The 22,039-nt window shown below is 54.0% G+C and carries 23 protein-coding genes; 9 read left to right on the top strand and 14 right to left on the bottom strand.

The window, feature by feature from the left end:
• Positions 1 to 109: 109 nt before the first annotated feature.
• The 4 genes from QW772_05210 to QW772_05195 all read right to left on the bottom strand — a co-directional run bounded on the left by QW772_05210 (position 110) and on the right by QW772_05195 (position 4,487).
• Positions 110 to 796, bottom strand: a complete 687-nt coding sequence (locus QW772_05210; GenBank protein MEM0038306.1) for an endonuclease III — start codon at positions 794 to 796, stop codon at positions 110 to 112.
• Entirely contained in the window at positions 793 to 1,635 is an 843-nt protein-coding gene (locus tag QW772_05205) for a hypothetical protein (protein ID MEM0038305.1), read from the bottom strand. The genes QW772_05210 and QW772_05205 overlap by 4 nt, the downstream gene beginning before the upstream one ends.
• A 125-nt stretch (positions 1,636 to 1,760) precedes the next feature.
• Positions 1,761 to 2,747: a hypothetical protein gene (locus QW772_05200; protein ID MEM0038304.1), complete on the bottom strand. Its 987-nt coding sequence runs from the start codon at positions 2,745 to 2,747 to the stop codon at positions 1,761 to 1,763.
• A 135-nt stretch (positions 2,748 to 2,882) separates the two neighbouring features.
• Positions 2,883 to 4,487, bottom strand: a complete 1,605-nt coding sequence (locus tag QW772_05195; GenBank protein MEM0038303.1) for a C69 family dipeptidase — start codon at positions 4,485 to 4,487, stop codon at positions 2,883 to 2,885.
• Between the two features lie 105 nt (positions 4,488 to 4,592).
• Here QW772_05195 and gyaR point away from each other — a divergent pair, with 105 nt between their 5' ends.
• Positions 4,593 to 5,615 (top strand): glyoxylate reductase, encoded by a 1,023-nt coding sequence (gyaR, locus tag QW772_05190; protein ID MEM0038302.1) that lies wholly within the window; start codon positions 4,593 to 4,595, stop codon positions 5,613 to 5,615.
• A 300-nt stretch (positions 5,616 to 5,915) separates the two neighbouring features.
• Here gyaR and QW772_05185 read toward each other — a convergent pair whose 3' ends face one another.
• A complete protein-coding gene (locus QW772_05185) occupies positions 5,916 to 7,499 on the bottom strand; it encodes an amidohydrolase (protein MEM0038301.1) in 1,584 nt (527 codons plus the stop codon).
• An 8-nt stretch (positions 7,500 to 7,507) separates the two neighbouring features.
• Positions 7,508 to 8,923: an amino acid carrier protein gene (locus QW772_05180; GenBank protein ID MEM0038300.1), complete on the bottom strand. Its 1,416-nt coding sequence runs from the start codon at positions 8,921 to 8,923 to the stop codon at positions 7,508 to 7,510.
• 158 nt (positions 8,924 to 9,081) lie between these two features.
• Between QW772_05180 and QW772_05175 the strand changes: the two genes are divergently transcribed.
• Complete coding sequence (locus QW772_05175; GenBank protein MEM0038299.1) at positions 9,082 to 9,558, top strand: aminoacyl-tRNA deacylase; 477 nt, start codon at positions 9,082 to 9,084, stop codon at positions 9,556 to 9,558.
• Positions 9,559 to 9,597: 39 nt separating this feature from the next.
• A complete protein-coding gene (glmS, locus tag QW772_05170; GenBank protein ID MEM0038298.1) occupies positions 9,598 to 11,409 on the top strand; it encodes a glutamine--fructose-6-phosphate transaminase (isomerizing) in 1,812 nt (603 codons plus the stop codon).
• A 32-nt stretch (positions 11,410 to 11,441) separates the two neighbouring features.
• Here glmS and QW772_05165 read toward each other — a convergent pair whose 3' ends face one another.
• The 4 genes from QW772_05165 to QW772_05150 form a co-directional block, all read right to left on the bottom strand.
• Entirely contained in the window at positions 11,442 to 11,768 is a 327-nt protein-coding gene (locus tag QW772_05165) for a hypothetical protein (GenBank protein ID MEM0038297.1), read from the bottom strand.
• Positions 11,749 to 12,267, bottom strand: a complete 519-nt coding sequence (locus QW772_05160; protein MEM0038296.1) for a hypothetical protein — start codon at positions 12,265 to 12,267, stop codon at positions 11,749 to 11,751. The genes QW772_05165 and QW772_05160 overlap by 20 nt, the downstream gene beginning before the upstream one ends.
• Before the next feature lie 242 nt (positions 12,268 to 12,509).
• A complete protein-coding gene (locus QW772_05155) occupies positions 12,510 to 14,006 on the bottom strand; it encodes a S8 family serine peptidase (protein ID MEM0038295.1) in 1,497 nt (498 codons plus the stop codon).
• 114 nt (positions 14,007 to 14,120) lie between these two features.
• Entirely contained in the window at positions 14,121 to 14,864 is a 744-nt protein-coding gene (locus QW772_05150) for a metallophosphoesterase (protein MEM0038294.1), read from the bottom strand.
• A 106-nt stretch (positions 14,865 to 14,970) separates the two neighbouring features.
• Between QW772_05150 and QW772_05145 the strand changes: the two genes are divergently transcribed.
• A complete protein-coding gene (locus QW772_05145; protein ID MEM0038293.1) occupies positions 14,971 to 15,183 on the top strand; it encodes a hypothetical protein in 213 nt (70 codons plus the stop codon).
• A 49-nt stretch (positions 15,184 to 15,232) separates the two neighbouring features.
• Positions 15,233 to 15,562 (top strand): hypothetical protein, encoded by a 330-nt coding sequence (locus QW772_05140; GenBank protein MEM0038292.1) that lies wholly within the window; start codon positions 15,233 to 15,235, stop codon positions 15,560 to 15,562.
• Here QW772_05140 and QW772_05135 read toward each other — a convergent pair whose 3' ends face one another.
• The 3 genes from QW772_05135 to map are packed head-to-tail and all read right to left on the bottom strand — an operon-like array spanning position 15,563 to position 17,946.
• Positions 15,563 to 15,850, bottom strand: coding sequence for a hypothetical protein (locus QW772_05135; GenBank protein ID MEM0038291.1), 288 nt, complete (start codon positions 15,848 to 15,850; stop codon positions 15,563 to 15,565).
• Between the two features lie 11 nt (positions 15,851 to 15,861).
• Positions 15,862 to 16,959: a DUF1512 domain-containing protein gene (locus QW772_05130; GenBank protein MEM0038290.1), complete on the bottom strand. Its 1,098-nt coding sequence runs from the start codon at positions 16,957 to 16,959 to the stop codon at positions 15,862 to 15,864.
• Positions 16,960 to 17,019: 60 nt separating this feature from the next.
• On the bottom strand, positions 17,020 to 17,946 hold the full coding sequence (map, locus tag QW772_05125; protein ID MEM0038289.1) for a type II methionyl aminopeptidase: 927 nt from the start codon (positions 17,944 to 17,946) through the stop codon (positions 17,020 to 17,022).
• Positions 17,947 to 18,078: 132 nt separating this feature from the next.
• Here map and QW772_05120 point away from each other — a divergent pair, with 132 nt between their 5' ends.
• The 4 genes from QW772_05120 to dph2 all read left to right on the top strand — a co-directional run bounded on the left by QW772_05120 (position 18,079) and on the right by dph2 (position 21,267).
• Positions 18,079 to 18,771, top strand: coding sequence for a metal-dependent hydrolase (locus QW772_05120; protein ID MEM0038288.1), 693 nt, complete (start codon positions 18,079 to 18,081; stop codon positions 18,769 to 18,771).
• A 114-nt stretch (positions 18,772 to 18,885) separates the two neighbouring features.
• Positions 18,886 to 19,623 (top strand): TrmH family RNA methyltransferase, encoded by a 738-nt coding sequence (locus QW772_05115; protein MEM0038287.1) that lies wholly within the window; start codon positions 18,886 to 18,888, stop codon positions 19,621 to 19,623.
• A gap of 76 nt (positions 19,624 to 19,699) precedes the next feature.
• A complete protein-coding gene (locus QW772_05110) occupies positions 19,700 to 20,251 on the top strand; it encodes a 50S ribosomal protein L16 (GenBank protein MEM0038286.1) in 552 nt (183 codons plus the stop codon).
• A complete protein-coding gene (gene dph2 / locus QW772_05105) occupies positions 20,248 to 21,267 on the top strand; it encodes a diphthamide biosynthesis enzyme Dph2 (GenBank protein ID MEM0038285.1) in 1,020 nt (339 codons plus the stop codon). Before QW772_05110 ends, dph2 begins: the two co-directional genes overlap by 4 nt.
• Positions 21,268 to 21,269: 2 nt before the next feature.
• Here the strand turns inward: dph2 and QW772_05100 are convergent, their stop codons facing one another.
• Positions 21,270 to 21,965 (bottom strand): DUF2258 domain-containing protein, encoded by a 696-nt coding sequence (locus QW772_05100; protein MEM0038284.1) that lies wholly within the window; start codon positions 21,963 to 21,965, stop codon positions 21,270 to 21,272.
• Between the last annotated feature and the right edge of the window lie 74 nt (positions 21,966 to 22,039).

Below are 22,039 nucleotides of genomic sequence, written 5' to 3'. Positions count from 1 at the left end.
GCGGACTCATTGTTCCGAGCCGCAGCGGACGCTCTAGCACGTCCCCCCTCGCCACTCTCCGTTGATCATCACCTACCACGTAATAAATTGGATCTCCTATAAGCCTGCTCTAGCTCAGGCCATTCCTCACGCACGTGTCCCTCACAGGGCATAGGGCGCATCTGGGGTTCCTCGCCCTGCATACTCTCCTCCCATGTAGTATGAGCACATAGTGAGCGATAAGTAACTTGTTAGGTGTCAACTGCCTCATGACTTCAGCCTTAATCCTCTCATACTTCTCGGAAGCCCTCTCCACCACACCGAGCCTGTAGAGGATCCTCCTGATGTGCGTGTCTATGGGGAATGTGGGGAAGTTACGCACGCTCGCTAGGAACACATCAACGGTCTTAAGTCCTACACCATGTATGGAGAGCAACACCTCCCTCAACGCATCTGGGTCCAGCCTCACCAGTTCATCCTCCTCCCTCAACCTTAACGCTGTGTTCTTGATGGTTCTTGCCTTCAGCCTGTACATGCCGGCAGGCCTTATTAAAGCCTCTATCGTATTCACGTCGGTTTCCCTTAGCCTTTCTATGGTCACGCGCCCGCCGTAGTGCCTTAGAAGGCTTTCCAGAGCCCTCCACGCATTTCTGTCTGTAGAGTTTTGGGACAAAACCACCCCGATCAGCACTTCAAGAGGGGTTAGTGCCTGGTCCCTCGCCTTAAGAGGGATTAGGAAGTCGTAACCCAAACTACGGTGATAGTGCTCGATCAGGACTTCGATGATCATGTTCAAGTCGGTTCTCACAACCCTCACCGGGTTCGGCCTCTCAACCGAATGATGTAGTAGAGCATCAACGCGGAGGCAAAGCACGCTGCCGCTACAGGAACCGCTAGAACCCAGAGGTCGTAGCTCCCTGGCGGTTGCTCCTTAAACACTATCCTGTTGAGTATCTCAGTATTGGCTCTGCGTATCTCCAGGTATATCGAGTCCTTCATCGTGTAGACAGTGTTGTCAACTACCTGTTGCGTTGGCTTAGACATGTTTGCCTTAATGAGAATACCATACATGCAGTCGTAGTACGCCACGCCGCTACCTGCATCAGTCGTCACAGAGACTTCGAAGCCGCTGATGTATGCATCATACACCGGGATGTTCAGGCAGTTGTGGGCGACTCCCCCACGTATTAAAGGCACCACCATCAGGGAGTTAATCACGTCGATTGCTAAATCCCTGCTCACCGTCTGGTTATAATCAATTAGAATGTGCTTCAGCAGGAAGTTCGTGTAGTTGCTGACCACCCAGTACATGAAGCCACCAACACCAACCCAATCGCTGCTGAGCACAGAGACCTCTACAGTAGACCCGGGAAACCTGTAGGCCTCCACAACCACGGACGAAGCGTCCTTCGTCCTAACCCTAACCATGTACTCCTGCCCAACCTTGTAGACCACTAGCCTCCCACTCAGGTTGGATATGTAGACGGATCTGACAACTTCATAGGTGAGTACTAGGTCATTACCAACAACCTCAAGCAACTTATCGAGTCCCTGAGACTGGGCAAGCACCGTTAAAGTCGGCCCGGAGAGCATCGCTTCGAGAACGACCAGCGTGAAAAGAATGACTGAAGCGAGTCTAGCCAACCGAACACCCACACCCCTAAACATAAGGAAACCGGCAATAAAAACCTACCATCACTTAGACAGCACCCTTAACCAGCCTCGAACACGTGAGGCAGGCTGACCCTCACGGTGCTGGGGGTCGGACTTTAACCATTTAGTCACGCGGGAACCACATACCCCCTGTGCTCCCTCCCACCCACCAGGAGGTAAAACTCCTCCTCAGGCATCGACATCTCCAACATGCCTGATACCCTTAGCCTACCTCCCCTATATAACACGTACCCGTACTCGGCCTCATAGCTGATTAATCCCTTCACCTTAACACCTTCAACACGTCCAGTGGCTAGGACATGTGATGGGTAGAAGAGCGCTCTACAATCCCCACCCTCCACTTCAATCACTGCGTCCGTTGGCTTGACAGGCTTTAGAACTAGCTCCCCATATCTTATCCTATCTCTGCTCACGAAGGTGAACGTCACCGGCACCCCTTTGTAGCTGAGGAATTTGTAGTGAGGTATTATCCTCCTATAGATGTTGGGACTCAACCCCAAGGTCCTCGAGTTATTCATGATCTTACCTTCAATCCAGTTAGCAGGCATCCTAGAGAGGTAGGGGTGCGGTGCTTCAACGAACTCCAGCACGTCCCTGCAGCCGTATATGACTAGATCCACGTCGGAGTGTCTGCCGTGAATCCCTGCCAGCACCGAGCCTGTGACCCCCACGTTCCTGGGGTTGACGCCGGACGCCGACATAAGCTCTGAAACCTCGACCGCCGTTAACTCCACTGCGTCGCTGGCCCTTCTCCTGAGCTCCTCCATCTTCAACTCGGGCTTAAGCCACTTCCTAACCGCGGACTCGGGCACCGCGGGCACGAGCACGTTGAGTGTCGGGTCGTAAACCTGAATCCCGAACCTGCACATGACCTTAACCAATTCACTAACGTCATACTCCCTAAGCACCCTCTCATAGTACGTGAACCTCCCCCTCCAGAGGGTCGGGTTACTTGTAGGGGCGTACTTGACGTACGCGGTAATGAGTCCCGGAGGATGTCTATTACCGACGACGACGTAGATGTTATCCTCCACGTCAACTACTAAGTCATGGTCTAAAAAGCCTCTACACTCAGACGGTTTGCTATCAATCATCTAACTCATCCGTTCCGCCTCATCACTCAATTAAAGAGCGACGCTGAAGATTATAACCTTTGCTATGAAGCTGAAGGATGACACCCCCACCTTAACGGGCGGGTGCCGAAGCTTTAAATATTGAAAAATGATTTGCTATCCTCCGCTTTGCCATGCACGTATCATTTCAAGGGTATCTGAATATACTTTCATCAAGGCCCCTGAGGTGTATGTTGCTAAGTACTTCCCGGCGTACTCCGGGCCCAGCTCATTATATATTTTGAGGGCCTGATCCTCGATGTATGGCTGCATCTTGAAGAACTCCGCCTCAACGCTCTTCTGATAGCTACTTACGGTCGTCATCCTGTTCTGGTAGTCGAGATCCACTAGATTGCTGAAGACCCTGAATGTCCAGTACGCTGAGTTGAAGTCTATTTTGTTGGGGTCGGCGAACTTGTAGGGGGCGGGGAAGTCCGAGTATATGATCCCCAAGTATATTGGGACGAACACGTTCTCATCGACCATGTTGGCGGCCCTCCATGTCACAACCCCGACAATGGGTGGTAACCAAGCCCTCAACTGCACAACCCATGCGTCCTGATTGTGCCACGGGGCTATGGCTCTTATCGGCAGGTTTCGGTGGAAACTTCCGGGCTGTGATGCGGCGTATTTGATCTGATCGACGGCCACGTGATTCACCTGCCTCAAGATGTTCATGAGGTCCTGCGGGGTGACCTTACTCTTAGGCTTGACGGCGAATGGCATGCTGGTCGTTGGGTAAACCTTGCCTGTGAGGTGGTAGAGCGCTGTCTGATGTCTGTAGATATTACCTACAGACGCCTGGTTCGCCGGGTCGCCGTACGCTTTAGCGAAGTCGAAGACTCCGTCGCGCGATGGGTCATACCAGCCCCTCTTAATAGCGTACTCAATGAGGTCCTTAGATCCCATGAAGTTCTTAGTGTCCGACAAGTTTACCTCATGTATCACGAGGTAGTTGGGTATCACCACCACCGAGTCGTCTGGGACCCTCTGCGCAACCCAATGCTTGCCGTAGACCACGTTCACCACCCATATCTCGTTCGGGTCTGCTATGATGTAGTTCCTCGCTGGAGCGCCGTAGCCGTATGTCTCGACGTACCGACCGATGAGCTCGGCAGCCTCCCTGGAGGTCTTGGCTTGCTGTATCACGAGGAGTCTGAGCAACTCCCTGATACCGCCGTTGACGAGCTCTGGTTTATCCTCACGTGAAGCTGTCCCGCTATTACTGAATATCACGACGCCGTGCTCGTTGACGTATCTGCCGCTGAACGCTATGCCGGGCATTATAGCCCCCCAGAACGCGTAAGTCTCCTTAGGCACTGGGACCATCAATGGAGTGTCGAGCTCCCTATATACCCACGTGCCGTTGGTCAGTCTAGTTGCGAGGTAACCAAGCACTCTGAGCGGCGTGTTCCGAGGGTTGACTAGCAGCAGATCAACAACCTTTCCTGAGTCATCCTCGTTGTGTGCCACCATCACCGATCCGTCTGCCGACGCACCCTTCCCCACGAGGATCGCAGTGCATTGCGAATCACTCTCCTCATAAACACCCTCCTCAAACCCTGCCTCACTAAGGTAGTTCGTGGAACTCCCTGCGGTAATCCTGTTTTGCAAGGACGTGGTCTGCGTTTCAGTCGGGAGGATTGACGCAACGGGCAGGACGTAGACTATCGTTATGAGTGCCATTAATAGTATTACGCATAACTTCATGTTATTATTCATTATATTACCTCGCGGTAGAGAAGCGTTTCAGAGCTAATAAAAATTGAACTAGAATTGCAAACCTTAATTTATAGCTTATTTAGACTAACGTACAAAATATTTTCGGTGTGGTGTGTGAGACCAAGGGTCTTCATAACTAGGGAGCTGTTCGACGATGTCATGGCTAAGATAAGTCAGTACTATGACGTCGAGGTATGGGACAGGTATCAGGCACCACCATACGAGATATTGCTCGAGAAGGTTAGGAACGTTGACGCACTTGTGTCGTTGCTCAGTGATAGGGTTGACTGCAACTTATTGAGGAGCGCTCCAAGGCTCCGCCTAGTGGCTCAGCTTGCCGTGGGCTTTGACAACATAGACGTTGAGTGCGCGACCAGGCTTGGCGTGTACGTGACCAACACGCCCAGAGTCCTGACCGAGGCCACTGCAGAGTTCACGTGGGCGCTCATACTGGCCACGGTCCGGAGGGTTGTTGAAGGCGATCTCTTAGTCAGGTTTGGCGAGTGGTGGAGGATCAGGACAGGCTGGCATCCGAAGATGCTTTTAGGGATCGAATTGAGGGGCAAGACACTCGGTGTAGTGGGGCTGGGAAGGATAGGTAGAAGAGTTGCTGAGATAGGTGTGAGAGGTTTCGGCATGAGGGTTATCTACTATGACTTGACGAGAAACATGGACGCTGAGCAGGAGTTGGGTGTTACATACACTGATCTGGACACGTTGTTGAGGGAGTCGGATGTTGTTACGCTTCACGTCCCCCTCACTCCTCAGACTAGGTATTTGATTGGTGAGGGGAGGCTTAGGCTTATGAAGAGGAGTGCCGTGCTCATCAACACATCCAGGGGAGGAGTCATAGACACCCAAGCACTAATCAAAGCACTAAACGAAGGATGGATAGCAGGAGCAGGACTAGACGTATACGAAGAAGAACCACTACCACCAAACCACCCACTAACGGCCTTTAAGAACGTCGTGCTAGCACCGCACGCAGCCAGCGCCACATACGACGCGAGGCACGGCATGGCGGAAGTAGTTGCTGAGAACCTCCTTGCCTTCTACGAAGGGAGGACACCACCCACCCTCGTGAACAGGGAGGTAGTTGAAGTGAGGCCGCCTGGCTTTGCCTGTTGAAGCCGAGGCTGCTATGGTTGTTAACAAGCCCCCTTCACGTAGATGGTCACTTATGTAGATCCAAACGGAGCAGTATCTCTAATGAGGTGTGAATGTGGGCTCTCTACATCGAGGGGTAGTGATGATGAGTTTGAGTCTTCAGTCCCCGATCCCCCGCGTACGGGTGGAACAGTATGAGTGCATACAGCACCCACCAGCGACGAAGCTATGAAGGTTAAGCGGTAAATCGCGAACCAATGGACTACACGGGGCAGTGAGTTCCCTTTAGGACTGGGAGGAGGTCGGAGCGACCTATATCAGCTAATGAGATTTGAAATCCTGCTTTCTACCTCCGACATAAGTCTCAAGTACCTTCAAATTCCTTAACTCTATCTCATCGACTGTTAAGGGGTCTTTATCAACCACTATGAAGTCTGCTAGTTTACCCTCCTCGAGACTTCCCAGGCTGTCCTCCTCAAACATTATGTATGCGGAGCCCCAAGTGTATGCGTGGAGTGCCTCCCTCACAGTGAGGCGCTCCCTCTCTGTATCCTCGTAGAGTGGGATTTTCTCATGTCTACCTCTAGTCACGGCCGCGTACACAGTCTCCCATGGGTTCAGGACCTCCACAGGGCTGTCGGTAGAGAACCCCAGCTTAATCCCCCTTTCAGTCATAGTCTTGAAGGGATAGACCCACCGCACTCTTCCCTCACCGACCCTGTTCTTGACCCACCAGTCAGTTATTACGAAGTGAGGCTGTACTGAGGCAACCACACCTAACCTAGCCATCCTCTCAACCTGATCCTCCCTCAGGACTGAGGCGTGTTCTATCCTGTGTCTCCTGCCCTTAACCCCGTCAAGCTCCTCGTAAGCGTCGAGAATCAAGTCTATGGTCTTATCACCGATGCCGTGGACCGCTAACTGCAGTCCAGCTTTGTGAACCTCTTTAACGAGCTTCTTAAGGCTCTCCTCATCTATGTTGGGGTAGCCGCTGGTAGTCGGATCGTCGGAGTAGGGTTCCGAGAGCCACGCGGTTCTTGCCCCCAAACTCCCGTCAGCAAGGATCTTGACCCCCATTATCTTGAGGAAGTCGTCGCCAAATCCTCTCGTCATGCCCAGCTTCTCGAGGATCCTTAAGACCTCCCACTCCTCCCCAGGATTTAAGTACACCCTAACCCTGGTCGTAAGTCTTCCCTTATCCTTCAATCTGGTAAGCGCCTTCAAAGACCTCACATCGCAACTCACGAATCCAACTGTGGTAACGCCGTGCGACGTGGCGAAACGCGCCGCGTCCTCCAGAAGCCTAACGTAGTCCTCGTCCGTTAGCGACTCCTCAAACTTCCTCCTAGCCACGTCGAACGCTTCCTCCTTCACAACCCCTGTGGGGATCCCGCGCTCATCTCGCATTAGCCCAGGCGACTCTAGCCGCATTAACCCCGTGATCTCCATAGCCTTCGTGTTCAGAACTGCCGCGTGCATACAGACCCTTGAGAGCATGACGGGCCTGTCGCTGACAACCTCGTCTAGGTCGTGTCTTGTCGGCCACCTGCCCTCTTTAAAGAGCTCCTGATCCCACCCATGACCAAGCACCCACGTAGTCCCTACACCCCTAGCATACTCCCTCACCCTCTCCTTCAACTCCGCCACGCTCCCCACACCACGTAGGTCCAGCATGTTTAGATACATACCAAGCTCGTCGAGGTGTAAGTGAGCGTCTATAAATCCTGGGAGGACGGTCCTACCCCCTAAATCTACTAGATCACCACCAAGCGCCTTGACAGCAACTTCTACAACCTCCCTCTTACCCGCGTAGACAACCCTTCCACCCGCGACGGCCATGGCCTCCGCCTTCCTGAAAGGCTTGAATGAAACGTATATGTTACCATTTACAAACCCGATCAACATTCGACCGCTCACCTCGCGCTGAACCTCGACTCGAAATCCTTGACCTCCCTAAATATGACAGGCGACAGCACCAGCAAAACCACTAAGTTTATGTATACGGGGAGACCCGCCGTGATGTCCCCCAGAACCCAGAACACTGCCGGCACCACCCCATAGAGTAGCGCTGTAGCGCCTACGGCCCACACGATGAATGGAGACCCGATCTGGAAGAATCTTATAACGGCATTCATGAGTCTCGGCCTGCTCCCAAGCCAGTACCTAGCCTCAACTTCGTAGTAGCTGTACCAGCCGGTGCTCGTCGTCAGCACGAACAGTAATAGCGTTAAGTAGAGTATCGCTGGCGCCAGCGGGCCGTAGACTGATGCGAAAGCCTGAAGCACCGCACCTACACCGCCTCTGCCTGTCTGCCAGACCCCCGTCGTGATGACTGTGAGAGCTGTCATTGAACATACTACAATCGTGTCAAGGAAAACCTCCATAACCCCCCACATGCCCTGCCTCACGGGGTGGTCCACCATAGCGGTGGCGTGGATGTGAGGGGCGCTTCCCCACCCAGCCTCATTACTGTAGACGCTTCTGGCAACACCTACCTGAATGGCTTTAGTCACGGCGACGCCGGCGAAACCTCCTACAGCAGCCGCCGGCGTGAATGCGTAGGTGAATATTTGGGCAAACGCGTTGGGTAAGTTCTGTACATATGTGGTCAGAATCCCTAAACACCCGCCGATGTATATCACGACCATCAGCGGCATGAGTAGCTCGGCCACTCTAGCTACTCTAGGTATGAAGCCTATGCATATCGCGGTGACCAGCAGGGCGTAGATCAGACCAACTACAGCTGACACCTCGCTGGACAGTTGAAAGCACGTCATCGCCCCCTCCATGATCGTGTAGTTACTCATCGATATTATGGCAGTTGAGCAGAAAGTGAGCGTGAACAAAGCTGCAAGAGTCCTCCAAACCCAGCCAGGCAACCGCATCTCCTTACCAAGTCCTTTCTCCATGTAGTATGGAGGACCGCCGTAAGCCCTCCCGTCTGGAAGGACCTCCCTATACTTGACGCCGAGAACGACTTCGGCGAACTTCGTGCCCATGCCGAAGAGCGCGGCCACCCACATCCAGAATACCGCACCAGGCCCTCCTAGCGCCACCGCGCTGGAGACCCCAGCTATGTTCCCCATGCCTATCGTAGCCCCTGTCGCTGTAGCCCAGGCAGCGAACTGGGACACTATCCCAGGCCCTTTCCCCCCACGCGCCTCCGCCACCCTCCCTAACGTGTTCCTGAATATGGTGCCAAACTTCCTGAACTGGAAGAACCGCGTGCCGACAGTTAGGTAGAGCCCCGCAAGCAGGAAGATAACTGGCAACAGCGGATTCCACACAATCTCGTAGGCTATAAACTCGAGCACGCTCTCGAGATCCAACCCCCATCACCTCACGTGACCTACAAATACTATATAATATCGCCATAACCTTATAAGTCTGCCCTTCAGCTATTAAGCCAGAAACTCGATGCTCGGCCTTCGAGAAGCTTAGGGATTAAAATAAGGTGGCGGTAAATGTATTTGGGCAGGTGTTCCTCATGAGTGCGGGCAGGACCATAGACGTGGCAGTGAAGTTGAAGGACTACCTGGAGCGCGCGAAGGTATGGCACAGGTTTTTTGAGCTACCGGAACACACCATGACTGTGGATGCCGCGTCGAGACAGTTGGGCGTGCCCCCTGACAAGATAATAAAGACACTCCTCCTCTTAAGTGAGGCGGGAGAGCCGGTCATAGCTATAGTGTGCGGTGACAGGAAGGTGGATCTTAGTAAGGTGGCGGTGATGTGCGGTAGTAGGGTCAGGATGGCTAAGGCTAGGGAAGTGGAAAGGTTCACAGGCTACCCGGTCGGGGCCGTGCCGCCGGTGGGGCACGGTCTCAGAACGTTTGTAGATAAGTGCGTCGCTAGCCATGAGAGGGTGATCGGGGGCGGCGGAACTACGCACACCCTTATTGAGATGAGGGTTGAGGATGTTGTGAAACTCACTAACGCTGTGCTGTGTGATATAAGCGAATAAGTTAAAACTTCCGGAGGCGAAGTCAATAGGGGCTGAGATTTGGGCGGCATATTCGGCGTGGTCTGCACCTCCAGGATCCCGGAGGGCGCGATCATCGAGGGGTTAAGGAGGCTGTCCTACAGAGGATATGATGGGACAGGGCTCGCCTACATCAGCGACTCCGGCGAGATAGTCATCCGTAAACACCCTAAACCCCTCACAGAGGCGTCCAAACACATAGACCTGATCAACATCCCATCGAGCGTGGCTCTAGGACACGTCCGCTACGCCAGCAGGGGAAGGCCCGTCTACGAGAACACCCACCCCCTCACAGACTGCGGCAATCAGGTGGCCGTGGTCGGTGACGGAGTGATTGAGAACTTCGATGAGATTAAGGGGGTGCTTGAAAGGAAGGGCCACGTGTTCGCCTCAAGAACGGACACGGAGGTCTTCGCGCATTTGGTGGAGGACTTAATTAAGAGTGGGAGTAGCGTGCTGCAGGCGGTGGCTCAAGCGACCAAGATGCTGAACGGCGTCTACGCCGCAGCTATGGTGGTGAGGGGCTCGCGTAAGATATACGTAACCAGCAACGAGCTGACGGTAGCCATAGGCTTGGGTGGCGGATGCCTCTACGTCTCAAGTGACGTGCCGAGCCTCTACGGCTTCTCCGAGGAAGCGCTGATTCTTGGCGACGACATGCTTGCCGAGGTCGGGGCAGATGGTGTAAGGATATTCGACGTAAAGACCCTGAACGAGGTCAGGGAGGTTATGAGGAAGAGGGTCAAGTACCCGACCGAGACTGTCGAGAAAGCCGGTTACCCCCACTACATGCTGAAGGAGATATATGAAGTACCTGAATCGCTTGTGAAAACTACCTACACACTCATGGACAAGTACTTGCGACTGGCTTCCATGATAATCTACGGCGCTAGGAACGTCTACGTGGTCGGAACCGGCACTAGCCTCCACGCTGGGATGGTCTCGGCCTACTACTTCTCGGACTTAGCAGGGGTCTCGGTGAACGTGATCAGCGCTGCAGAGTTCCCCTACTACGCACTGGACAATGTGAGCACTGGAACTGTCGTGATCGCGATAAGCCAGAGTGGTGAGACGAGCGATGTTTTGAAGAGCGTCAGGCTAGCCAAGCAGAGGGGCGCCGTCATACTGGGGGTTACGAACGTGGTTGGCTCACGCCTCTCCATAGAGTCCAACATATATCTGCCGATCGGTGCAGGTCCTGAGGTAGCGGTTCCTGCCACCAAGACCTTTACGTCCACGCTGGTCACCCTAGCTATACTGTCAGCTTACACGGGGCTCCACACAGCGGCTGTGGGGGTAGATGAGCTGAACGAGCTCTACGGCAGGATACGTGAGTTCGCGAAGGCCTTAAGCGCGAAGTTACCTATCCTAGACTCAAGCATGGAGGGCGTGGCTGGCAGGCTGATTGACTGGGGAAGCATCTACGTGGCAAGCAGCGGCGTGAACTACCCGATAGCTCTCGAAGGCGCCCTCAAAATTAAGGAGACCGCCCTAGTTCATGCTGAGGGCCTCCAGCTAGGTGAGGTAAGGCATGGGCCCATGGTGTTGGTGAGAGAGGGCTACCCAATAATACTTATCAAACCCGTCGAGGAGGCGGCGATAGAGCTCTACACTAAGGTCGCTAAGGAGGCGTTATCCAAGGAGGCGACCGTGATAACGCTGGCATTCGATGGCGTGGGCGTCGGCCACGTGGTCGAGACTCCACCCGCTGACAAGGTCCTCTCACCGATCTCGTCCTCCATAGCCCTTCAGCTACTGGCCTACAGACTAGGGAGCAGGTTGGGAATGCCTATAGACACACCGCCGGGCCTTGTGAAGGCTTTAACGACCTAAGCACCGCCGGTATTGCTGGTAGTTGATCCCGGCTACTGGCCGGACTTCATGATCTTCTCCCTAAGCTCCTGAACCAACAGCGCCTTGAGCTCGTATTTATGGAGTCTCGTAAGGTGGAGGTACATCCCCCTCTTAGTGAAGGGGCCCTTCCCGCAGAGGTTGCAGTAGAGTGATGCGCCCTCAACCCTCGTAACCTCTTTAGCCACAGACTCTATCACCTCCATGGAGACCTTAGCCATGGAGGAGCCCGCCACCACCTTAAGCTTATTTCCGTCCACGACCTTGTTGGAAGCCTTCCTAGCCAGGAAGTCTATAAGCCTCTCCGACAGAGGGTCCAGCTTAGTTACGTTGAGACCCACCTAAACCACCCACACACACAGCTAGTGCTGTAGCCATCAGCTGAAGAGCTAGAGCAGGCTCCGGGTTCTCGACCACCCCCTTAATCACCTTAGTCCTGCTCACATCAACCCTCACTATCTTGAGGAACCTATCGAGCACCTCACGCACTGCATCCTCATCAACCTCACCGGACTCCAGCCTCTCCCTCAACTCCAGGGCAGACCTAAGGACATCCGCTAACTCCGCGTCACTGTAGTCCGATTCCCACAACCTCCTAGCATGGAGACCCAGCTCGTGAGCCAACCCCTCGATATACCTGCCCGTGCTCAGCCTGAACACGATCTCCCCGACGAGGGACTTAACGAGAGGCATCAACTCCTCAGCCAAGTCCTCATAACCAAGTCGCTTCACAACAGTTAAGACGGAGACCGATAGCGTGAAATCCTCAGCCAGGAACTCGCATGAGCTACTTGAACCCTCCACAAAGTCCTCGAAACCACTACTCAAGTACTCAGACAAGAAAGCCCTCCCCATACAGTAACTTCAACATCACTCAGAGATTTAATTAATAGTGTAAATAAGACCGAGGGGAAGCCCGCGCAATCCAATCCAACGTATTACCGCGGAACCTGAATCAAGAGTGACGTATTACTTGACAGCAACTCCATACGAACCTAGGATTAACCGTCGCGGGCAGTGAACACATCGAAAATCACTAAATTACCTAGGAAACAGGGCATTGGCGCAAAAATGGTTTTGTCTTATGGTTCATGGAAGTTATTCACTACTAGGTCGGCTTGTACGAGACCCTCGCCTATAGCGGTGGAATCCCAACTATACGTAACGAATGTCCCACTGACTGGGTCGAAGACCTGAGCGCTAAACCAATCGATCTTAAACGTTGATGACTCAAGCAATTCCTCCGCTGACTTCTGGTCTAGGTATATATCTCCGTCCTCCAGGTCTTTCTGCAATACTAAAGCCAGCACGCCGCTGACGTGAGGTGTGGCCATCGACGTCCCACCAAGGTAGTAGTACTGCCCCGGCTTACCGTTCGCCCAGTAGGGCGGGTGTGCAGCACCGTAAGCTGTGTAGGGGCCTACAATCCAGCTACCTGGAGCTAGAACGTCAAGATCCTGTCCTTCCTTTTCCCTGCTGCTGAAGTCCGTGACGTACACATTACCCTTCAACTCTTCACCCTCGGGAACGTCGGACGTCCTCCACCATGCTTGACCACCCCACTCGCCGGTCCATCCGGCAGCCCCCACGGATATCACTGGCTCGTAAGCCCCTGGGTATGACATGCCCTTCTCACCGCCGTTGCCTGCTGCGGCGACTATGAAAACCCCATTTTCGATAGCGTAGTCTATCGCCCTTTTCTCTATCGGCGTGAGTCTCGACCCCCCTAAACTCATACTTATTATGACCGGGTTCACAACACCGTTTGGCGGTAACACATTACCGCCTGACTCCTTCTCCATGACGTAAAGCCTCGTCACGTACATTATGCCAGCAGCTATGTCTGTGGAGAATCCCCACCCACTGTTACTTAAGACCTTCACCGGGATTATCCTAACGCCTGGAGCCACCCCGTCCACCGTGTAAAACCCGTATACGCTGAATCCTATTATCGTGCTGACCACATGCATGCCGTGGCCGTTCGTGTCCGCCTGCCACGCGTTTTTGTTGAGCACCTCACCGGTAGTCCAGTAGGCTGTGGCCATAGCTCCGAGGAACGCCGCACCGAATTCTGAAGCTATGCGGTCCTCCAGGAAGTAGTTCCTCCACTGAGGCTCCAGTCCTGTGTCGAGAACCGCTATGTAGACCCCGCTACCATCTAATCCATACATCTCATGCACTGTAGGCACGTTGATGATGTCGAGGTTCCACGTCAGAACAGTTCCGTGGGATTCGCAAGAGCCTGGCAACACCTCTGAGAGAGCTTCAACCACGTCGGTAGGCCCTACCTCACTAACCCCTTCAATGGTCATTAGGTCTCTAACATTCTCAGGCCTTACAGCTACCGCCAGCCCGTTTATCTCGTCGAAGCGGTAGATGACTTTGCCACCGAGCTTCGTTATCCTGCTCACATCCTCTTGAGTTATTGGTCTGCTGAACACCATCTCCACGATAACAGCACCCCTACTCCCTTCCGACCTGGCTGCCAGAACCACGGTCGTTGCGGAGGTGGTGATTACGAGTAGTGCCAGAACCATGCCTAGAAGTAGGCTGGGTAGATCTTTAGACCTAGTGCTCAAATTCACCCACCATATCATATATGGCGTGGCGAGTATTTAAATGTAGCTAAAACATTTTAACCTAACCAACTAAAACCTTCGAATAGCTAATTTAATTGGAGATTCTTCATCTACTCACGCCTGCGGCGAAGTTCGGGAGTCACTGAGGATCTTCCTTAGGGGGAACTCTATCTGGGTGACGTTCCTCCGTGCAGGCAGGGAGACGTTATAGATTCTGATGCTTCCTAACACTGCCTCGAGGACCCTGGCGTTGTGCGCGTGTGCGTGAATGACTAGCTCGGGTTTCGACTCCCTGATCATCCTCTCCATCAACTGGGAGCCCATGAAGGGGTAGACTCTCTCGGGCTCCCCCCTGACCGTCAGGAATGCTGGGGCGTAGTGGGTAACTAAAGTCACTATGTCAGCGTGCTTCCTCGCCTCATTTATGAGGGACCTCAGTATCTTCGGTCTCTCCGCATAGATGAGTCTCAGCTCGGGCTTGTTTCTTTTCTGCCAGTACGTGAGCCTGTCCAGCGACCCCCTAGACCCTATGAACGCTATTTTAACGCCCCTCACATCCAGGATTGACATGGAGTCGTTCAGCCACATCAGCTCAGGGTACCTGCTCATGAAGATGTCCTCATACTCGTGGTACTCCTCGTTGCCGAACACCGCTACTATGGGGGTGTTCGGGAACTTGGTCTTGACCTCATTGACCACGATGTCGAGCTCCTCCGCCCTGCCGTCATCGACCATATCACCAGCGAAGACACAGACGTCCGGCCTAAAGGAAACCATGGACCTGAGCGACGCCTGGAAGATCTGCAGGTACCTCTTGCCGTGCACGTCCCCCACAGCGCATATCCTAACAGACGACATCGCTACACCACCTACTCTAGGTTTTAAGTGATATTATATGTTGGTTGCTGATGAGAGTAAAAATCCTTATTAACCATGCCGCGAGTATATGTGTAAGGTGAGCTGGATGGGGATACTTAAGGGCGTGACCGCCTCAGGACATCTGGGCTGGGTCACCAAGAACTGCACCATATGCAGGAAGTCACTGAGGGTTGGCAAGGACGTGATGTACACGTGTAGCAAGTGCGGGAGCGACAAGGTCGTGATTTGTTCCGGAGACTACAAGTCGCTGAACGGGAAGTGCCCCTACTGCCACTCAGAGTTAGTGCCATTTCTTTAGACCTGATGGCAGTGCTGGGTGAGGAATACCATCACCTGGTGCCCTGCTGATGCCGAAGCTCCTTGAGTATGTGGTCAAAGATTTCGTGAAGGTAGTGTATCTCTGCAACGACGATGGATCTGCCGAGGCTCTGGGTGATCTGCCGGCCCTCCCCTACTGCTTCACACACTCGGAATGCGTCGGTGCTGGAAGCACTAAGGTGTGTTGGTCCGAGTGGTTTGAGGTCGGGGTTCTTCAGGTCCGGGTTGAGAGTGCGGCGGTCGGGGGGGATCTGGCGTCCATATCATTTCAAGCCAGGGGGGTTAGGTGTGGTGACGACCCTGAGAGGGTCTACTCCCTTGTTCGTGAGCACGTGCTTAAGACGTGTTCAGTTAGGTGATCACTTCTCGTGAGGTTGCGCCGGCATCTCCATGTATATGGCTACGACGCCCATGTCCCCTCCGCACTTGGGGCACTTACCGCTCTTCCTCCCCACGTAGTCGTCCTTACCGTAGTCTGTTGAGACTGTGTGGCCGCAGCTGAGACACTTGCTTACTGTGATCACCCTGCCTCTCTCCTCCTTCTTCTGGGATGATGCCTCCCTCAGATACGTAATCGCCAGGTAGGAGGCCAGGAACACGACAACAGCTATGAGGAGGATGTAGATCGGGTCTATAGCTAGCGGCACGCCAGACCACCTCACTCTACACCGAGCGTGTTGCCCACGCCCACCACAACGACCGCCTCGCCCTCCCTCGTCTTGCTGAGTATTATGTTCTTGACCACCTCGACAGCCTTAACCACACCGTCGTACACCTGCTTCGTCATAGTGTTTATCGCCTCCTCGTTACTCATCTTAACGACCACAGCGTCTAGAGGTACAGAGCATTTGGAGGCAATCCTCTCCATGGCTATCTTTTCAGGGCCTAGATCTCCTATAGCCGCACCCACGCCGTATGCCACTTCACCGCTCCTTTCACTCTCCAACTTCAGGGCGGCGTCGACGGTTATTATTCTAGCAACCCTGCATCCCTGGCTCTCAATAAGTTTCTCGAGGGCCTCGCCCGGCCATCCGACAGTGGGTCCGGGGCCTTTCGCTTTAATCACGTAGAGCCTCCTCCCCTCTAGTGAGGTCTCGTAGAGGACGGTCTCGGTAGCTACCTCGACCGGGCTCGAGCCGTTGCCTGTAAGCATTCGCGCTGCGAGGGCGCCAGCCCCGTCGCCTATGGGGGCACCCAGGCCAAACGAGTCTATCGCGTCCTTGTAGGCCTTAGCCAGCCTGGCTATCTGGTTTATCTGCAACGCCAGCTGCATCATCATTATCCAGTCGTTGAACTTCACGCCTAGGTTGTAGTAGTGCTTGACGACTTTGTTTATGTAGGACAGCACCGAGTTGATCTCCAGCAGGACCTCGATCCTCTGCCTAGTCACCTCAGGCGCTTCAGGCACTCTGTCCATCACGTACCTCTTGACGGATTCGTCGCGAGTCCTCAGTAAGTGCTTCAGCCTCATTATGATGTCCGTAGGCTCCTTCTCCACAGGAGATATCAGGAAGAAATTATCGACGTAGTTGTCTATGAGTTCCTTCGGGTTCTGAAGGTTCATGTCCTTCAGGAACTTTATGGACTTCCTCCTCCCCTCCTCCTCGAACTCCATGAGTTCCATCAGCTTCCTCCTAACGACTGAGGAGTAGCGCGTGAACTGAATCTTCTGAGGTATATCTGTGAAGTTGAGTACGAATGAAGACAGAATTAGAATGGCTATCAACATTGAGGTCCAGTCCTGAACACCGTCCATCTTCCTACCACACCCACCTCTTCCTCATTAAACCTAAGCCTTAAGACATTATAAAGACATTTATATACTTAACCCAGGGTTGGTCGTCACTATTACATCCCCTCCCCACACTACGACCGTCTCCTCGAACTGACTCACGGGCCTGCCACTTACCTCCCTCAGGACTGGGTAGCTGACCAGCGCGGACTTCCTGACCATGTCCTGGAGGAGAGTCCTCAGCCGCGTTAAGTCAGGGTATATGTCCTTCAGCCACCTCTCACAGAACGGTAACGTCCTGAACCTGCTGCCCAAGACCTCAGCGAGCCTCACCCCCTCACCGCTCAAGCGCTTCAGGCTCTTGACGTTCGTAGTCAGCGCGTATATCTGGACAGACCCCCTTATCTCCTCCACGTAACCCTTACCCTCCGTGATGAATGGCTCCACAGCGTAGGCCCTGCCGCTAACCATCCTACCCGTCGGAACCATCGTTGCATGATTAGGTATAACCTCACCAGCGTGTATCAAGTACCTGCCGAGCGAGTGACCTGACAGATTCTTGACCACGTTGAGGCCGTAACTCCTCGCCGTTGCCTCAATAACCCTCCCGAACGAGTTAAGAGGCGTTCCAGGGGCCGCCAGCTTCAGAGCCTTAGCCAGCGCCTCCCTAGCCGCCTCAACAAGCTTGACCGCCCTATCGTTGAACGCCAGCGTCACCGCTGTGTCGGCTATGTAGCCATTGACGTGGACACCTATATCGACCTTCACCACAGCCCCTTCAGGAATTAACTCGGCGTCGTCAGCGTAGGGCGTCCTGTGGGCAGCGACCTCCCCGACCGATATGTTAGTGGGGAAGGCCGGCTCACCACCTAGATCCCTTATCATCCTCTCAACACCTCCAGCTATCTCAAGCAGGCTGACCCCCGGCCTAACAAGTGACGCAACCGCCTGCTTAACCCTGTAGGCTATCTCTCCAGCCTTCACGTAAGCCTTAAGGGGCTCATCATCCATCACTGAAGCACACCACCGCACCATGAAAATTAACCTATCCCAAATTAAGGGTTAAGAGTGATGAGCCCTGGCTGTGAAGCTTGTTTAAAGTATATTACGGTGCAGTGCGTTACTTATTATTTGGTGGATAACATGGTCGATATCAGCATCAAGTGGTTCGGACACGCCGCCTTCAGGATCGAGATGTTCGGCAGGACGTTCCTGATAGATCCATGGATAAATAATCCGGTGTCCCCCCAGAAGGATGTAAAGGGGGTGTGCAGTGACTACGTTATAGTGACTCACGACCACTGGGACCATATAGGGGACGCGCTGGAGATAATGAGGAACTGCCCCGACGCCAAGGCGGTGGCGATAAACGAGCTCGCCATCCACATAACTGAGGAGTTAGGGAGTGCTGAGAGGGTGATAAGGGGTAATGTGGGTGGCCCCATGGATCTCGGAGCAGGGTTCGAGGCAGTGCTGACCCCCGCCTACCACTCCAGCAGTAAGGGCTCCCCTGTAGGGGTTGTCGTAGGCAAGATGGGCTACACGATATACCACGCTGGCGACACAGGCTTGACGTACGACATGAAGTTGGTTGGAGAGCTATACAAACCCCTCATAGCCCTCCTACCGATAGGAGGCCACTTCACGATGGGGCCTAGGGAGGCCGCCTACGCAACGACCCTGATAAGACCTAAGTACGTTATACCGATGCACTACGGAACCTTTCCCATGTTAAGAGGGACACCCACGGAATTCAGGAGATACCTCCACGAATTCGGCTCCACGTCCGAACCCATAATACTCAATCCGGGCGAGGAGACGAAGATCAGTGTGTAGAAGTGCCTGACGGACGTTAGGACGGTCGCAACTACAACCGGCAGTTTTCAATCCATGCAGGAACTGATTGCACGTAGCATCTGCAACTCTGTGGCTTAAGGTATTAAAGCCTGAGTGAACCGGTTCTCTTGGGTTGTTGTGTTGAGCCAGCGTAGCGTTAGGTTGGTGGTGGTGGGGCCTGAAGGCAGGATAAACATGGGCTTCATACTGAGGCTGGCGAGAAACTTCGGCGTCAGTGACTTGTGCGTCGCTGACCCTCAGTTCAGCGTTGACGACCCTGAGGTGAGGGAGTTCGCCGCGAGGGGGGCTGAACTGCTGGGCTCGATCATGGTGAAGTCCAGTGTTGAGGAGTGCCTCTCCGGCGTCAGGCTGTCCATATGCACCACCTCAATAGGGGGTCTCGAGTCAGACGTCCTGAGGCAGTCACTCCCCCCGCATCTCCTCAAGTACGTCCTCCCTAAGTCAGGTACTGTGGCCCTCGTCTTTGGGAGGGAGAGCGTTGGGCTCAGGAGGGAGGAGCTTGAGAAGTGCGACCTCGTGTCATCCCTTGACACGGGCACGGACTACAACATACTTAACCTATCGCATGCCGTCGCGATATACCTCTACGAAGTCTTCAGAGAGCCTCTCGCGGAGCTGCACGGAGGGGGTGAGTGTGGTGATGACGTCTTAAAGGCTTTGAGGAGGGAGATGGAGGAGTTGGCGGTCATGGTTGGGGAGGAGAGGGGGGTTAGGGCGCTTAAGAACTTGGTGTTCAGAGCCAATCCGAGAAACCCTGAGTGCGGTGCTCTGTACAAGCTGCTTAAGAAGGTATTGTTTCAGCTTAGGAGGACCAGCTCTCAAACACTTTAGGCGGGTGCTTTCAGTTGTTACGCCCGGTCCCTCACGCTTAAATACCTTAACACTCAGTAATGTTTAGGTGGTTGAGGTGCCTCTGAGGCCGGCAAGGTGCTACAAGGACATGCACAAGCCCCCCTACACTAGGAGGGACTACATAGACGGCATACCGCAACCTAAGATAAGCAAGTTCGTGATGGGCAATCAGCGCGGGGACTACGACCTGGCTGTGGAGCTCGTGTCCCTGGAGAATGCCATCGTTAGGCATAACGGCCTTGAGGCCGCTAGGGTGATGTCTCACAAGTATCTGAGCAAGTACGTCGGTGACGACAAGTACCTCCTCATAGTCAGGCAGTACCCTCATCACGTTCTGAGGGAGAATAAGATGATGGCTTTCGCAGGGGCGGACAGACTCCAGGACGGTATGCGGAAGGCCTTCGGCAAGCCCGTCGGCGTGGGGGCGAGGGTGTTCTACGGTAGCGTGGTGGCTGAGGTAAGGATCCCTGCAAAGTTCCTTCCACAGGCTAAGGAGGCTCTTAGGCGTTTCAGAGACAAGATAGGCATCAGAACCACTCTTCAGATAAGGGGGCTGAAGCCCGTTCAAACCCAACCCCCTGAAGAAGCTACTGAGACACGGCAATGAATCTGAACTCAGGTAGTGGCCTCCTGGAGAACTACCAGATAGACTTAAGCAAAATAATTAGGATCATCAACGAAAGGAGACCATCTAAGGTTCTGTTGCAGATCCCTGAAGGATTTAAAAACCGTTCCTACTGTCTCGTTGACTACCTGGCCTCGGCGGCAGGGGGAGGGGTTGAGATACATGTTGATGCAGGCCCCTGCTTCGGGGCGTGCCTCATAGACCAGGATGTCACTAAGGACTACGACCTCGTGATCCATTTAGGGCATGAGAGGTACCCCTACTGGACACCACCCGACAACGTGGTCTTCGCAGACCTCCAGTCCAAAACCAGAGTCTCTGAGGAGGTCATCAACAACCTCCTCAGTTCGTTAAGGGAGGCGGGGCTCAGGAGGCTGGCCATCTACGCTACAGCACAGCATAAGGACTTAAGCGAGGATCTGGTAACGGTCGCTAGGGAGGGGGGATTCGACGTGGTGAATAGGGGGTCAAGGCTCGTGCTGGGGTGCTGGTTCTCCGACCTAGACTCAGTTAAGGAATTCGCTGATGCAGTGCTTGTAGTGGCGGGCGGGAGGTTTCACGCCTTGGGTGTGGGCCTGAGGCTGGGCGGTGGTAAGGAAGTGGTTGCTGTGGATCCATACATGAACACCTACGCCTTCCTCAAGGAGTACGTCATCAAAACCCTTAAAGTCAGGCTCGGCAAGGTCGCCAGATCCATTGACGCAAGATCCTGGCTCCTCGTGACTGGGGCGGCCGGTCAGAAGAGGACCTGGCTGGTGGAGGAGCTCTCGAGGCTGATCAGGGAATCTGGAGGCAGATACTACATCGCCGCCTCAGCACACCTCACTAGGGACCTCCTGACCGACCTGGACTCCGAGTCCGTTGATGTGATAATCATAACGTCCTGCCCTAGACTAGCGCTCGAGGACTTCCACGACTACGTGAAGCCTGTTCTGACGCCTGGCGAGGGATTCATGGCTCTGAAAAAGAATCTAGACCCCTATCTCTTCCCCTGGTGAACTTACTCATACTCTACCTTAGCCTCAGGCCTTGCCTCACCCAGCCTGCCTCTGATGTAGCTCACTATCGAGTCAACCTCCTCAGCCGACACCGGCCTGCCTCTGCCGACCAGCTCACCCGCCGTAGCCCTTAAAGCATCCTCAGGGGTCCTCCCCTCCAGGGGTATCTTGACCTTCTCAATCCTGGTGGGCTCCGGCACTGTAAGCGCGCCGACCTTAATGTATAGGAATTCCTCGTCGATCGGTAGCACCTCAACTAGACCGACCTCCTGCTCCCCTATCTTGAGTGCGTATATTCTGTCACCGTCGCTGGTCTCTCCCACATATTCAGGAATGTACTCGAGGGGGGCCGCCATGATTTTCTCGGCCTCCGGCACGAGCTCCGTCAGAACCTTACTGACCTCCTCCTCAAGAACCCTCCTGAAGACCTCGACCCTCAGCGTGTCGAACTTCCACACAACCCTCCCATCAGAAACCTCGTAGTCTATACTTATCCTAACAACATCCCTCTTATCCACCTTCAACCTGTCGACCAGCAACGTGAAGAGGAACCTGTTCAGCTGGGCCACGCTGAACGCTACAGCCTTATTATCCAGCCTCTTCTCCTTAAGGTCCTCAGCAAGCTGGGCGAAGACTACCTTCCTAACCTTGGAGGCAAACCCCCCAGCCATGACTAAGCCTGATCTCATGGTGGGCATAATTACCACCAATAACTTAATAATTAACGAAACTTATAAAATTTGTAAACATGGGGCACGCAGGACGCGTGAGG

It is taken from the genome of Zestosphaera sp. (genome assembly GCA_038727705.1).
Classification (GTDB): Archaea; Thermoproteota; Thermoprotei_A; order Sulfolobales; family NBVN01; genus Zestomicrobium.
This window is presented reverse-complemented; position numbering and strand designations above follow the sequence as displayed.